12 protein-coding genes are annotated in these 14,122 nt (G+C 53.0%); 2 read left to right on the forward strand and 10 right to left on the reverse strand.

The genetic code is table 11. The annotated features are described in order from the left end of the window. The first annotated feature begins 72 nt into the window (after positions 1–72). Positions 73–564: a YciI family protein gene (locus tag K5621_RS09855; RefSeq protein ID WP_245003160.1), complete on the forward strand. Its 492-nt coding sequence runs from the start codon at positions 73–75 to the stop codon at positions 562–564. A 30-nt stretch (positions 565–594) separates the two neighbouring features. On the opposite strand, the gene K5621_RS09860 is transcribed toward K5621_RS09855, so the two are convergent. From K5621_RS09860 to ubiG, 10 genes are all read right to left on the reverse strand, one after another. Continuing rightward, entirely contained in the window at positions 595–1,554 is a 960-nt protein-coding gene (locus K5621_RS09860; protein ID WP_221051066.1) for a hypothetical protein, read from the reverse strand. Beyond that, on the reverse strand, positions 1,554–2,774 hold the full coding sequence (locus K5621_RS09865; protein ID WP_221051067.1) for a glycosyltransferase family 4 protein: 1,221 nt from the start codon (positions 2,772–2,774) through the stop codon (positions 1,554–1,556). The genes K5621_RS09860 and K5621_RS09865 overlap by 1 nt, the downstream gene beginning before the upstream one ends. Beyond that, entirely contained in the window at positions 2,764–3,183 is a 420-nt protein-coding gene (locus tag K5621_RS09870; RefSeq protein ID WP_052247922.1) for a hypothetical protein, read from the reverse strand. The genes K5621_RS09865 and K5621_RS09870 overlap by 11 nt, the downstream gene beginning before the upstream one ends. A 1-nt stretch (position 3,184) precedes the next feature. After that, positions 3,185–4,042: a hypothetical protein gene (locus tag K5621_RS09875; RefSeq protein ID WP_221051068.1), complete on the reverse strand. Its 858-nt coding sequence runs from the start codon at positions 4,040–4,042 to the stop codon at positions 3,185–3,187. 44 nt (positions 4,043–4,086) lie between these two features. Then, entirely contained in the window at positions 4,087–5,328 is a 1,242-nt protein-coding gene (locus K5621_RS09880) for a glycosyltransferase family 4 protein (protein WP_221051069.1), read from the reverse strand. A gap of 98 nt (positions 5,329–5,426) precedes the next feature. Next, positions 5,427–5,762 carry a class I ribonucleotide reductase maintenance protein YfaE gene (yfaE, locus tag K5621_RS09885; RefSeq protein ID WP_245003161.1) on the reverse strand — a complete coding sequence of 112 codons (336 nt, stop codon included), beginning with the start codon at positions 5,760–5,762 and terminating at the stop codon, positions 5,427–5,429. Next, a complete protein-coding gene (gene nrdB, locus K5621_RS09890) occupies positions 5,731–6,861 on the reverse strand; it encodes a class Ia ribonucleoside-diphosphate reductase subunit beta (RefSeq protein WP_025010421.1) in 1,131 nt (376 codons plus the stop codon). Before nrdB ends, yfaE begins: the two co-directional genes overlap by 32 nt. 59 nt (positions 6,862–6,920) lie before the next feature. Next, the gene (gene nrdA, locus K5621_RS09895; RefSeq protein ID WP_221051070.1) at positions 6,921–9,209 is read right to left on the reverse strand and encodes a class 1a ribonucleoside-diphosphate reductase subunit alpha; all 2,289 of its coding nucleotides are present in this window, start codon (positions 9,207–9,209) and stop codon (positions 6,921–6,923) included. Positions 9,210–9,682: 473 nt separating this feature from the next. Next, on the reverse strand, positions 9,683–10,351 hold the full coding sequence (locus K5621_RS09900) for an HAD family hydrolase (RefSeq protein ID WP_221051071.1): 669 nt from the start codon (positions 10,349–10,351) through the stop codon (positions 9,683–9,685). Positions 10,352–10,355: 4 nt separating this feature from the next. Further along, a complete protein-coding gene (ubiG, locus tag K5621_RS09905; RefSeq protein WP_100143624.1) occupies positions 10,356–11,066 on the reverse strand; it encodes a bifunctional 2-polyprenyl-6-hydroxyphenol methylase/3-demethylubiquinol 3-O-methyltransferase UbiG in 711 nt (236 codons plus the stop codon). A gap of 357 nt (positions 11,067–11,423) precedes the next feature. Between ubiG and gyrA the strand changes: the two genes are divergently transcribed. Then, on the forward strand, positions 11,424–14,063 hold the full coding sequence (gene gyrA, locus K5621_RS09910) for a DNA topoisomerase (ATP-hydrolyzing) subunit A (RefSeq protein WP_221051072.1): 2,640 nt from the start codon (positions 11,424–11,426) through the stop codon (positions 14,061–14,063). Positions 14,064–14,122: the final 59 nt, after the last annotated feature.

A 14,122-nucleotide genomic window follows, 5' to 3' on the forward strand; every position in this document is an offset into this window, starting at 1 on the left:
ATTTTTTTGCTTTATTTATAACCTTATTGTCGAAAAGCGGACATACAAGGGCATCGGGTTGGGGAGATAGCAATGATGAAAACTACCATGGCGAGTTGCTGCGCGCTGGCGCTGTTGACCGGCTTGAGTTTAGTGGCAACGGCTGCTGGTTCAGATAATCCGGTATCCGTTGAAACGCCTGCTTATGATAAGGCGCTGGCCCATGCACTCGGTGCCGATAAATATGGTATGAAACCTTATGTGATGGCGTTTTTAAAGGCGGGTCCCAATCGAAGTGGCAGCAAAGAACAGCGCGCCGAGCTTCAAAGAGCGCACATGAGCCATATTCAGCGTTTGGCGCATGAGGGCAAACTCGTGTTAGCCGGGCCCTTTATCAATGGCGGCGAGTGGCGGGGGATTTATATCTTTGATGTCGCCAGTCTGGCTGAGGCTGAAGCCTTGACGGCCAGCGATCCTGCGGTTCAGGCCGGTAGCCTTATTATGGAACTTAAAGCCTGGTACGGCAGTGCGGCTTTGCTGGAGGTCAACCGTATTCACGCCCGGATAGCCGAGTCACAGCCTTGAGTGACAAGCTTTCAACACTAAATGAGCGTTTCAAAGCCGCTTGAGGATATCTTTCGGTATTGAGCTCAACCCGGGCGGCGGTAAAAAACCGCCCAAGCCGCGGTCGATACGCAAATGCTGCAGATCCAGCGCCCGGGTCAGGGGCACGAAGAGGGCGCCTGGATGCAGGATATATTCGCTCACCAGGTTGAAGCCGCCGCCACAGATAACCCTTTGATACTGCCAGCCAATATCTGAGGCCGGGTACAGCTGCAGCCGGGTTAATCCAGGTTTGTGCTCTTTGTTGTTGCAGTTGTTGAAGTCGCTCAGAGCACGCTTATCAAGGGGTTTGCCATCAAGGGGGTTAAAGCCTGCATCGGCGCTTGGGCGCGGCGGCGCAATAATATCTATCGCTTCTCCCGCCTTTGCGGCGTGTTCAAGCAGCATAGCCTGCTCGGCAAGGCTTCCCGAGTGGATCACCAGAGTCTGTTTAGGCTTCTCAAGACCCTTTGGGGTTGCATCTTGGGACTTGTCTTCGCCGAGTAACGGCAGCCAGAAGCGTTGGCCCGTTTGATTGGAGAGCGCCAGCTCTTGCTCCGGGGTCGGCCATTCACAAAACCAGATTTGCTGAAAATGGGGAATATGGGCAATACGCTGGCGATAGACATTCCAGTTGAGCAATCTGGCGATATAGACAAGTTTGCCAGGCAAGGGGAGATCACCAAGCTCGCCCCAAATGCCCCCGGGAAAGGCATCTATCAGCATGAGCCGACACGCTTGTTGCTTGTTGAGCGATGCCAGTAACTGCTTGAGCCAAGCGCTGAGTTCGGCTCGGCTTTGAAGCCTGGTAGGCAGACTTATGTGTTGAATGCCCTTTGGTAACAGCGTGTCGACCGCTAACGGCAGTGGACTTGTGATCACCAACGCTTGCTGCGCCTTGATAAAGCCGAGCACTTTAAGTGCCCGGCTCAAGTGCCCGAGTCCGCCGCCGGGGGCGTAATAGATAAGCATCAGTGACTCGCCGTTTGAGCGACCAGAGACTTGATGACAGAAAAATAGCGCTCGGCTTCAGCCTCGGCGCTGCACTGACTCAGTACCGTTTGGTACAAGGCCTGGCTCTTGGCGGCGCGAATCGAAGCCGTATCGGTTTGCCAACGCACCAACGCATCCAAAAGCGATTCCGCCGAAGTTGGATGAAACAGATAACCTGAGTCCGTTTGGCCGCGGAGATTATTTGCTGCATTACTGTCAGTCAAACGGCCATCAAAGACATGCTTTTCGCGCTCATGCAGGCTGTCGAAGATAAGATCGGCCATACCGCCACAGCAGGCGCCGAGCACAGGGATGTTAAGCGCCGCCGCCTCCAGCAGCACATTGGGGGTTCCCTCATAGAAAGAGGGAATGGCGATAAGGTCGCATACCAGATAACGGCTTATCAGTTGATACCTGTCAAGAAACGGCTCCAGGGTGTAACTGCCCTCGGGCAGGGTTTGCAATAGCTCGGCTGCGCTTTCATCCAGCTCGCCAATCAACAACAGATGGCAGCTGTGTACCAAGGGGCTGCGTTTGAAGGTCTCGATAAAAAAGGCCAAACCTTTTTTCTCTTTCAAATGACCGAAAAGTCCAATCACAGGCTGACTGGGATTTTCCAGGTTATTGGAACGCCAGGCTTTGGCTTGCTCTTTATCCAGCGGCAATGGTTGCCAACGTTCGCTATCCAGGCCATTACTCATGTTGTGCACTCTGACTTGCGGCCACAGGGCTTTGACACGTTTTGCCTTGTCGGCGCTGACGGTCAATACCAGCGCGCTGGCTTGCAGCGTATCCTGCAGCACTTGATAGCGACGATGATCGAGAATACTCAAGTCGAAGTCGTTGCCGCGCAGCAATGTGATGAGCGGTAGCCCAAGCCAGGCGGCAAAGACCCGCCCGGCATGCATGGAGAAGGGATAGCCATAGACAACGACAGCATCATATTCACCTTCCAGCTTGTGCCACAGAAGATTGAGCGAGTGCGCCGGGTTTGTACCCATGGGGAAGCTGTGATCACAACCCTGCTCGGCAAAATAGCCGGTCTCCTTTTCCAAGCCGCCGGAGCGCAAATGATAAAGGGTGATATGTACCCCGAGCCGCCGCAAATGGCGCACCAGTCTATCGCAGGATAGTGCCATGCCGCCTTTGGCAGGTGGGTAGTGTTGAGTCAGCCACAGTAGCCTGGGGTTAGCTGTCATAGATATCCCGATACTCGTAATCCGGCAACTGCTGATCATCTTCGTCGACAGGGAGCTCAAAAGCGGCAAAGTCTTCGGCATCAAACTCTTTATTGTAACTGCCGTGTTTGGTGTGCAGTTGGTACCAGGCACTACCGAGATACAATTGCTTGAGGGCGAAACCGGCAAGCGGATCCTCTGGTTTAACGCCTTGTAGGCTCAATTGCTCATACTTGGTGCCTGAGTGTGGATCTTCATAGACTTCCTTGCCGACCTTCAATGGCTTGGCGGCGCACTGAAAACACAGACAGGTTTTGGGATCCAGATGATGCTCGCAGACACTGGCTTGGCACTCACTGCAACTGCCAACGGCAGGTTGGCCGCAAGGGCTTAGGGTGAAAAAACCGACTTTTAGCTGACACTGACTCATATTATCCCCTGGCTCGAATACTGGTCTGTTGATAGGACTTGGCGATGGTTCTGAGAATATTCTCGGCATCCATCAAACGTGACTCACCGATAAATTTAAAGGTGGAGTTGGATTTCACCTTGGTGATGCCGTTTTGAGTCTGTGCCTTGCTCGTTGGTGCCAGTTTACCCTGGCGTAGATGATAATATTCAGCATTCAGCGTCAGGCTGCTGCGAATGCTGCGCCGTCCCTTGTACTTGATCTTGGTTTTGACTTTGCCTCGGGCGTTGCGACGGGTGCGTTTACGACGACAGATAACATCATCCACCCGCAGTTGCAGCTCATTGCCGTCTTTGAGTTTGGCCCTGAATTGCAACAGTGGCACTTCAAAGTAGGCCAGTTGGGTATTTTTCTCAGGCTTTTCGGTTCGGGCCGGCTTACGCTTGTGTATGGAGTCGAGATCCAGTTTCAGCTGCACGCTGTTGGTCTCCATCGCCAATACTTGCATTAACTTGATAAGGCCGGTGCGCACATTGTCGTTGACGTCCATATTGTTGCAGCTGTGAAGCAGTAATATCGAGGCCAGGGTCAACCCTACCAGGGTATACACCACCAGGTGAGGCACGGGCAGGAATATGCTGACAACAGTGAAACCTATCAACCAATTGCGGCTGCGGCGAAACTGGCGTCTCAATGGGCTGCCCATACGATCCAATCGGGTCAGACGCTTGAGAAACAGTAACCAGTGCTGGGTCGAATGGGTCGCATCCAACTTCTTGGTGCGGATAAATTCCTGCTCCGCCGGGGTTAACTGCTTGAACACTTTGCGCATTCGCCAGTAGTGAAGCGGGGCGTTAAAAGGGTTTATGGCTGTTTCCATATCGTTTCCTTGACATTAAACAGGTGCTATTAAACGGCTAGCGATTAAGCGCTAGCTTGCATGGGGCCTTGGCTCAGCTGGTGATACAAGTCGCTGAGCTGAGCGCAGATCTGTTGCCATTGGAATTGCTCTGTCACCCTTTGTTGGCCCTTGAGTCCCAAATCTTTGGCCTTGGCCGGTTGACTGAGCAGTTCAATACAGGCTCTGGCGAGCTCGGAGGGCCTGGAGGGGGGAACCAAGAGCCCATGCTCTTCATGGGTTACTAGTTCACGAATGACCGGTAGATCCGAGGCGATAACTGCGGTGCCACAAGCCATGGATTCGAGCACTTTCAAAGGGCAGCATCCCTGAAGCATGTTGCGCCTGCAGGGCGTGAGCGGCGCCAAAGACGCGCTCGCGGCTTGGATTTTTTGCCTGAGACTGGCTTGGTCCAGCCCGAAATGCAGTGAAACATAATCTTCCAGTTCCATGGACTTGAGCCAGGCCTTTACCTGCCGTGCCTGGCGATTTTCGAGAGAAAGGCAGAGATCCAATTCGACCTCCAACTGCTGGCGCACCAAGGCAAAGGCTTTGAGTAGATCCTTAAGCCCCTGCCAGCGCTGGGCGGCACCAAAATAGATGAGCCTGGGTAGCCTCGCATCCTGTGCTTGCCTCAATGGCTCGGCAGGCGGCAACTCGGCGCCGTTTGGCAGATAGACTACTGGAGTGGTAGTGCGTTTTTCAAGGCCGGCAGCCGTGATTCTTGATGGGGTCACAATCAGATCGGCACCATCCAGGCAACGCTGCTCCCAGGCGCTGATTTTGGCCAGGGTTTTTCGCGGCAGCGACAGGTGAATAGGCAGCTCTATGCTGGGCAGGGCATTGACCTCATAAACTAGCTTGAGCGCTGGATTGTCCTTGCGATGATCCAGCAAAGGCACCCCCGCCCAGGGATCACGAAACTGCGCCAATGTCAGGGTATCGCGATTTTGCCTGAGCAGCGCCCCAAGCTGATTGGCATAGTCCAGCGCCTTGGCAAGTACGTTATTGCCCGAGCCTGGGTTTAGCTGGTGCCTGACGATACTGACCTCACTGCTTACCTCGCTGGGATTGCTGCCGAGTGACAGGGTTTCTTTCTGCCAGGAAGGCATCTGGGGATCACCTTGCAGATAGAGCATACCGGGGGACTGGAAGGCAAACAGGGTTGACGCCATATAACGTATATGGGTCGAAGCGCCTTTGGGCAGAGGGTAGCGGTCAAAAGCGCAATAAAGACTTTTGAATGAATAACTTGAGTCTGATTTCATAAGTCCGGCAGAGTACCGGAGTCAGGCAGGATTTACAACGAAAAAACGCTTGTTTGACTGTAGGAGATCTGCCATTGACGGTGTTTTTTGCGCTTGTGTCAGGCCAAGTGTTTAACCCGCAGCAGCGGCATGTCGGCGCCTTCGCTGGAGAGGTCCAAGTCCAGATCTTCCGTAGGCACACAGCAGCAGGGCAGGCATTCATCCGCCTTTAACTCGGCCAATGGCGTGGTCAGGTAAGTGACCGAACCACTGCGCATCCGGGTCTTGCAGGCGCCGCAAAACCCGCTGCGGCACTCGGAAAAAATGCTCACCTTACGGGCTTCGAGCGCTGCCAGTAGAGTCCTGTGCTCTGTGGTATACAGCAGCAAGGGCTCTCCGCGCAGCAGCACGATAGGGGCTTTGTTAAAGGTCAAAGTCGGAGAACTCATCGTCATCGACAGCCGAATCTATCTGGCCGACCAAATAGGATGATACTTCCACTTCCTGAGGCGCGACTTGTACGGCATCGCTCTCCAGCCAGTTTTTCATCCAGGGCAGGGGATCGCTCTGCTCACTGTATGGTGCGCCCAGGTTAACCGCCTTCATTCTCTGATTGGTAATGAACTCCACATATTGGCAGAGAATGGTTTCGTTCAGGCCTATCATGGAGCCATCCTTGAACAGGTACTTGGCCCAGGCTTTTTCCTGCTCGGCTGCGCGCAGGAACAGATCGTAAGCTTCCTGCTGGCACTCTTTGGCGATTTCACCCATCTCAGGGTCATCCTTGCCGCCCTGCATCAGGTTGATAATGTGCTGGGTTGAGTTCAGGTGTAAAGCTTCATCGCGGGCGATCAGGCGAATGATTTTGGCGTTGCCTTCCATCAGTTTGCGCTCGGCAAAGGCAAAGGAGCAGGCGAAGCTGACGTAAAAACGTATCGCTTCGAGCGCATTGACCGACATCATGCACAGATAGAGGGCTTTTTTGATGGTGCGGGTAGTGACTTCAAGGGTGCGACCGTTGACGTCGAACTTGCCTTCACCATGCAGGTGATACAGCTGGGTCAGCTCGATAAGGCGGTCATAATACTCGGCAATATCGCCGGCGCGCTTGAGGATCTCCTCATTGACCACTATGTCATCGAACACCACGGATGGGTCGTTGACAATATTGCGGATGATATGAGTGTAGGAACGGCTGTGAATGGTCTCGGAGAAGGACCAGGTTTCAATCCAGGTTTCCAGCTCGGGCAGGGACACCAGCGGCAGGAAAGCCACATTGGGGCTGCGGCCCTGAATCGAGTCCAACAGGGTTTGGTACTTGAGGTTGGAGAGGAAGATATGCTTTTCATGATCCGGCAGGGCGCCAAAATCGATTTTGTCGCGGCTGACATCCACTTCTTCCGGGCGCCAGAAGAAAGACAACTGCTTTTCGATCAGTTTCTCGAATACTTCGTACTTCTGTTGATCGTAACGGGCCACGTTAACCGCTTGACCGAGAAACATAGGTTCGCGGGTGGCATCGTTGGGGGTTTGACAAAAAATTGAATAAGCCATGATCTACTCTTTCCAAACAACGGGGCCACCTGGGCCCCGAACTTGTTACTTAATCCTGCTTAAATCTTGCAGGCGCCGCCGGCACAACCGTCGTCTTCCTTCTCGATGCTGGTAATGTCATCGAATTTGTCGGAAGCACCGTCCCGGGTGTTGTGGTAGTAAAGGGTTTTGACCCCGAGTTTGTAGGCGGTCAACAGATCCTTGAGCAGCAGCTTCATCGGAACCTTGTTACTTTCAAACTTGGATGGGTCATAGTTGGTATTGGCCGAAATCGCCTGATCGACAAACTTCTGCATAATACCCACCAACTGCAGGTAACCGTCGTTGCTGGGCATCTGCCACAGCAGCTCGTACTTCTCCTTGAGCTCATCAAAATCGGGCACCACTTGTTTGAGCTGGCCATCTTTACTGGCCTTGACGCTGATAAGGCCGCGTGGAGGCTCAATACCATTGGTGGCGTTGGAGATCTGCGAAGAGGTCTCGGATGGCATCAGTGCCGACAGAGTCGAGTTACGCAGGCCATGCTGCTTGATATCGTGACGCAGGGCATCCCAATCCAGGTGCAGCGGCTCATCACAAATCTTGTCCAGATCCCGCTTGTAGGTATCTACCGGCATGATCCCCTGAGAATAAGTGGTCTCATGGAACAGCGGGCAAGCACCCAGCTCTTTGGCCAGATTCATCGAGGCCTTGAGCAGGTAGTACTGTATGGCTTCAAATGTTCTGTGAGTCAGGCCGTTGGCGCTGCCATCAGAGTATTTCACGCCGTTCTTGGCCAGATAGTTGGCGAAGTTGATGACCCCGATACCCAGAGTGCGGCGGTTCATCGATGCCGTCTTGGCTGCGGGAATTGGGTAGTCCTGGTAGTCCAGCAGGTTATCCAGGGCGCGCACGGCCAAATCGGCAAGGCCTTCCAGTTCGCCCAAGTCGTTTATCGCACCCAGGTTGAGCGCCGACAGAGTACAAAGGGCGATTTCGCCATTGGGATCGTCAATATTGTTCAGTGGCTTGGTTGGCAGGGCAATCTCAAGGCACAGGTTGGATTGACGCACTGGGGCCACTTCGGCGTTGAAGGGGCTGTGGGTGTTACAGTGATCCACGTTCTGTACATAGATACGGCCGGTGGAAGCACGCTCCTGCATCATCAGCGAGAAGAGCTCGACCGCTTTTAGGGTCTTCTTGCGAATGCTCGGGTCCTGTTCATATTGTTCATACAGACGCTCGAATTCGTCCTGATCGGCAAAGAAGGCGTCATACAGGCCGGGAACGTCCGATGGGCTGAACAGAGTGATATTTTGCCCCTTGATCATCCGCTGATACATCAGCTTGTTGATCTGAACGCCATAGTCCAGGTGACGGATACGGTTGTCTTCAACACCACGGTTGTTTTTCAGTACCAGCAGCGATTCAACTTCCAGGTGCCAGATAGGGTAGAACAGGGTTGCAGCACCGCCGCGAACGCCGCCTTGGGAGCAGGATTTCACCGCAGTCTGGAAATACTTGTAAAAAGGCAAACAACCTGTGTGGAAGGCTTCGCCGCCACGAATCGGGCTGCCAAGGGCGCGAATACGGCCGGCATTCACACCGATACCTGCTCTCTGGCTGACATATTTGACGATGGATGAGGCCGTGGCATTGATAGAATCCAGGCTGTCGTCACACTCGATCAGCACGCAAGAGCTGAACTGACGGGTCGGCGTACGCACACCGGACATGATAGGCGTCGGCAAAGAGATCTTGAAGGTAGAAACCGCATCATAGAAGTCTTTGACATACTGTAGCCGGGTTTCCTTCGGATAACGGGCAAACAGGCAAGCGGCTACCAGAATGTAGAGGAACTGGGCACTTTCGTAGACTTCATGAGTCACACGGTTTTGTACCAGATACTTGCCTTCCAGCTGTTTGACGGCAGCATAGGAGAAGTTCATGTCGCGCCAGTGGTCGATATAGCTGTCGAGTACATCCAGTTCTTCACGGCTGTAGTCTTCCAACAGATGCTTGTCGTACTTGCCCATGGCAACCAACTTGCTGACATGATCAGCCAGTTTTGGCGGCTCAAACTGACCAAAGGCCTTCTTACGCAAATGAAAAATAGCAAGGCGAGCTGCCAGGAACTGATAGTCCGGAGATTCGGGAGAGATCAGGTCGGCGGCGGCCTTGATAATGGTTTCATGGATGGCTTCTGTGGGAATACCATCATAAAACTGCAGATGAGAACGTAACTCTACCTCGGAGACCGAGACGTTGTTTAATCCTTTGGCTGCCCAGGTGATAACACGGTGGATCTTGTCGAGATCGATAATTTCTCGTGCGCCACTGCGTTTGGTAACTGTCATAGTGCTATTCATTGAAGATAGGCCTTGGTTGTAATATCAGTGACAATGGTACGCCCGCACCATTGAACCTTTCCATGTAAAGTAAAACAATCAACCGAACAGTTAACGAAGACAGCCCGAGAGGGTTCTGTTAACTGGAAGATTTCAGTGCATGACTAGTATGTTCGATTGCGACCAATACACTAGATATGGTGTTGTTCTAGATCTTGAGTAACAAGATAGTGAGGTGAGTGAACTTTTGCAAGTCTGTGTTTTGGGCATATCTTGTGGATATCTTGAGGATATCAAAAGTCAAAGTGGCACCCCTTCTGGCGCAAACCGATGGCGAGCTCAAAAAAGCGGCAAACGTGAGCAAAGTGAGCGACTGCCAAAATAAACGTCAATCTGTGATCTTTGTCGGCTTGCTATCATGGTGTCGCTTGTGGTGCAAGGGCTTTTTTGAGGCCGATTATTCCAAAGGATTATGGGGAAAGTGAACGAGTGACTTACCACAATGGCAGCGACATCACTGCCTGTGGATGATTTAACTGCCAATCGGCACCCCATTCCGCCGGTTTATCCTCGGCCGCCAGATATCCCCATAGGGCGATGGCTGAGGGCATATTGACCGCCTGCGCCGCGACTATGTCGCGCTCGGCATCGCCAAGATAGAGAATACGTTCGGGAGCGCAGTTAAGTTGCTGAGCTCCCAGTAACATAGGAGCAGGGTGGGGCTTACGATAGAGGGTGGTATCGGCACTGACCACAGCATCAAAGCGTTTAAGCAGTCCCATGCGCTCTAATAAGGGGCGGGTAAAACGCGCCGGTTTATTGGTGACAATACCCAACGGCAAGGCTCTTGATAGGGCACTGTCCAGCAAGGCTTCTATGCCTTCAAACAAACAGGCTTTTTGGCCGTTGACCTCATCATATTCCCTGAGCATCGCTTGCCGGATATGCTCCTGCTCCTTTGCTGAGGCTTGGGGCACGGCGGCTTGCACCATGGCAAGCGAGCCGTGAGAGGCCAGAGTACGCAGAAGTTTACGCTTATCCTCTATCGAGACGCCATGGGATGCCAGCGCCAAGGCCAGCGCTTCGGTTAGATCCTCGGCGGTATCCACCAGAGTCCCATCCAAGTCGAACAGAATCCCTTGAAACGGCAGCTTAGGCGTCATGGCATCAGTCCTGGCGTTGGCAGGCAATCATGTAGTTAACTTCAACGCTCTTGGTGTAACTGAATACGCCACTCAAGGGGTTGTATTTTATGCCCAGCGCGTCACGGCACAACAGTTCGGTGTGTTCCGCCATGGCGATCAACTCGGACGGACGGATAAATTTGCTGTGATCGTGGGTACCGGCAGGTAGCATTTTCAGCACATACTCGGCACCGAGTATGGTTTGTACCCAAGACATGATGTTGCGGTTAATGGTGGAGAAGAATACCCAACCTCCGGGCTTGACCATATCGCAACAAGCCTGGATCACAGATTGCGGATCCGGTACATGCTCGAGCATCTCCATACAGGTAACTGTATCGTAATGTCCCTGATGATTCTGGGCATGCACTTCGGCGGTTTCCTGCAGGTAGTCTATGCTGACGCCTGCTTCGAGTGCATGCAGCCTGGCGACTTCCAACGGCTCAAAGCCCATATCCAGCCCGGTGACCTTAGCGCCGATGCGGGCCATGCTCTCTGACAAAATGCCACCGCCGCAGCCGACATCCAGTACCAGCTTGTCAAAGATACCGCCGGATTGGGCGTCTATATAATTAAGGCGCAGAGGGTTGAGTTCATGCAGCGGTTTGAATTCACCGGCAGGATCCCACCAACTGGCGGCCATACTTTCAAACTTGGCGATTTCCTGAGGGTCGACATTGGGTAGAGATGACATATTCGGACCTGAAACAGCAATAATAAAGTGAACCTATTATAACCATATAACTTACGCGCAAGGGCAGCATAAAATGGTGCCTCAATGTGATCGCTCTCGGCAAAGATTAGAGATCGCGCAAAATATAGGCAAGATTCGGTTTTTGATGATAAAAACAGCAGCAGAATTCACACCCAGGACAGTGATCTTTGGCCCTGCTCGCGACTTGTATCATGCCCTTGGCCTTTTTGGCTGCAAAGGCGGCTTTAAGGACTTCCGACATTAAATAACTGTGTTAGAATGCCAAATCACGTTTGTTGGGCTCGACAATGACACGGATTACAAGTTGTCAGCTAATTTAAGGGGATCGAGCAGTTTATGACTGATCTGGCTTTATCAATTTCGCCAATAAATATTGAAGACGAACTAAAGAACTCCTATCTGGATTACGCCATGAGCGTTATCGTCGGGCGGGCATTGCCAGACGTACGCGATGGCCTCAAGCCGGTACATCGCCGCGTACTCTTTGCGATGAACGAGCTGAAAAACGATTGGAACAAACCCTATAAGAAGTCGGCACGTGTTGTCGGTGACGTGATAGGTAAGTATCACCCTCATGGTGACAGCGCCGTGTACGACACTATAGTGCGTATGGCACAGCCTTTCTCGCTGCGTTACACCCTGGTGGATGGCCAAGGTAACTTCGGCTCTATCGATGGCGATGCCGCGGCGGCCATGCGTTATACCGAAATTCGTATGGAAAAGCTGGCGCATCAACTGCTGGCTGACCTTGAGAAAGAAACCGTCGATTATGTCCCCAACTACGACGGCACCGAAATGATCCCGGCCGTGTTGCCGACCCGGATCCCCAACCTGCTGGTCAACGGTTCTTCCGGTATTGCGGTGGGTATGGCCACCAATATTCCGCCGCACAACCTGACCGAAGTGGTTAAAGGCTGTTTGGCACTTATCGAAGAGCCTGAGCTGTCTATCGAACAGCTGATGGATTATATCCCGGGCCCGGATTTCCCGACTGCCGCCATTATCAATGGCAAGAAAGGCATAGAGGAAGCGTACCGTACCGGTCGCGGCAAGGCGATTATGCGCGCCCGTGCCGAGGTGGAAACCGAAGACAATGGCCGCGAGCGGATCATTGTTACAGAGATCCCATACCAGGTGAACAAGGCTCGTCTGATTGAAAAGATTGCCGAGCTGGTAAAAGACAAGAAAATTGAAGGCATCAGCGGCCTGCGCGATGAGTCTGATAAAGACGGTATGCGCATTGTGGTTGAGGTTAAGCGCGGCGAAGTGGCCGAGGTGGTGCTCAACAACCTCTATGCCCAGACCCAGATGCAAACCTCTTTTGGTATCAACATGGTGGCCCTGACCAATGGTCAGCCTAAGTTGTTTAACCTTAAAGAGATGCTGGAAGCCTTTATTCTGCACCGCCGTGAAGTGGTGACCCGCAGAACCGTGTTTGAACTGCGTAAAGCCCGCGAACGCGCGCATATTCTGGAAGCCCTGGCTATCGCCCTGGCCAACATCGACCCTGTGATTGCGCTGATCAAGGCCTCTCCAACACCCGCAGAAGCCAAGGTTAAACTGGTGGAAACCGGTTGGCAGCTCGGCAACGTGCAGGGCATGTTGGAAAAAGCCGGTGATGACGCCGCCCGCCCTGAATGGTTGGAGCCGGAGTTTGGTATTCGCGATGGTCTCTACTATCTGACTGAGCAGCAAGCCCAGGCTATCCTCGAGCTGCGTCTGCACCGTCTGACCGGTCTTGAGCACGAGAAGATCCTCCAGGAATATGAAGAACTGCTGGAGCTGATTGCTGGATTGCTGCATATCCTCAGAAGCCCAGAGCGTCTGATGGAAGTGATCAAAGAAGAGTTGGCAGAAGTACTCGAGCAATATGGTGACGAGCGTCGCACCGAGATCAATGCTTCAGCCGTGGATATCAGCCTCGAAGACCTTATTTGCGAAGAAGATGTGGTAGTAACCCTGTCGCACTTGGGTTATGCCAAGTATCAGCCTCTGAGCGATTACCAAGCGCAGCGCCGCGGCGGTAAGGGCAAAGCGGCTACCAAGGTCAAAGACGAAGATTTCGTTGAGAAACTGTTGGTTGCCAATACCCACGACACCATTTTGTGCTTCTCCGACTTCGGCAAGCTCTACTGGCTCAAGGTTTATCAGTTGCCGCTGGCCAGCCGTCAGTCGCGCGGTAAACCTATTGTGAACCTGCTGCCATTGTCTGAGGGCGAGCACATTACGGCGATTCTGCCGGTTCGTGAATACGAAGCCGACAAGTATGTCATCATGGCGACTTCCCACGGTACAGTGAAGAAGACATCGCTTATCGAGTACAGCCGCCCAAGAGCCAACGGTATTATCGCCGTTAACCTGAAAGACGGTGACCAGTTGATCGGCGTTGACCTGACCGACGGCAGCAATGAAATCATGCTGTTCTCCAACGAAGGTAAGGTGGTACGCTTTAGCGAAGATCAGGTGCGCGCCATGGGCCGTACCGCTACCGGTGTTCGTGGTATCAAACTCGAAGACGGTCAGGAAGTGGTTTCACTGATAGTGCCAAAAGAAGATGGCGCCATTCTGACAGTCACAGAAAACGGTTTTGGTAAGCGTACCGAACTGAGTGAATACCCAACCAAGAGCCGTGCTACCAAGGGCGTGGTTTCCATCAAGGTCAGCGAGCGTAACGGCGCCGTAGTCGGTGCGGTTCAGGTTGGCGACAATGATGAGATCATGCTGATCAGCGACAAGGGCACACTGGTGAGAACTCCAGCGGCCGGCGTTTCCATCATAGGCCGTAATACCCAGGGCGTGACCATTATCCGCACCGCCGGTGACGAGGCCGTGGTGGGTTTACAGCGTATCGATGAAATCCAGTCTGATGAAGACGAAGTGGAATTCGATGAAAACGGCGAACCCATAGTGGCCGAAGCTGCAGCTGAGGATACTGAAGGCCAAGCGCCCGAAGCACCTGAAGCCGAGCAGGAATAACAGCATCAAGCATATCTGAGCGTCCATCTGGACGCTCTTTTTTTCAAGGAGAATAATGA

This window comes from Shewanella carassii (assembly GCF_019670705.1).
Lineage (GTDB): Bacteria > Pseudomonadota > Gammaproteobacteria > Enterobacterales > Shewanellaceae > Shewanella > Shewanella carassii.

Excerpts from the sequence above, each read along its gene's own strand:
- K5621_RS09855 (WP_245003160.1), top strand. The coding sequence starts at position 73 with ATGATGAAAACTACCATGGCGAGTTGCTGCGCGCTGGCGCTGTTGACC.
- K5621_RS09860 (WP_221051066.1), bottom strand. The coding sequence starts at position 1,554 with ATGCTTATCTATTACGCCCCCGGCGGCGGACTCGGGCACTTGAGCCGG.
- K5621_RS09865 (WP_221051067.1), bottom strand. The coding sequence starts at position 2,774 with ATGACAGCTAACCCCAGGCTACTGTGGCTGACTCAACACTACCCACCT.
- K5621_RS09870 (WP_052247922.1), bottom strand. The coding sequence starts at position 3,183 with ATGAGTCAGTGTCAGCTAAAAGTCGGTTTTTTCACCCTAAGCCCTTGC.
- K5621_RS09875 (WP_221051068.1), bottom strand. The coding sequence starts at position 4,042 with ATGGAAACAGCCATAAACCCTTTTAACGCCCCGCTTCACTACTGGCGA.
- K5621_RS09880 (WP_221051069.1), bottom strand. The coding sequence starts at position 5,328 with ATGAAATCAGACTCAAGTTATTCATTCAAAAGTCTTTATTGCGCTTTT.
- yfaE (WP_245003161.1), bottom strand. The coding sequence starts at position 5,762 with ATGACGATGAGTTCTCCGACTTTGACCTTTAACAAAGCCCCTATCGTG.
- nrdB (WP_025010421.1), bottom strand. The coding sequence starts at position 6,861 with ATGGCTTATTCAATTTTTTGTCAAACCCCCAACGATGCCACCCGCGAA.
- nrdA (WP_221051070.1), bottom strand. The coding sequence starts at position 9,209 with ATGAATAGCACTATGACAGTTACCAAACGCAGTGGCGCACGAGAAATT.
- K5621_RS09900 (WP_221051071.1), bottom strand. The coding sequence starts at position 10,351 with ATGACGCCTAAGCTGCCGTTTCAAGGGATTCTGTTCGACTTGGATGGG.
- ubiG (WP_100143624.1), bottom strand. The coding sequence starts at position 11,066 with ATGTCATCTCTACCCAATGTCGACCCTCAGGAAATCGCCAAGTTTGAA.
- gyrA (WP_221051072.1), top strand. The coding sequence starts at position 11,424 with ATGACTGATCTGGCTTTATCAATTTCGCCAATAAATATTGAAGACGAA.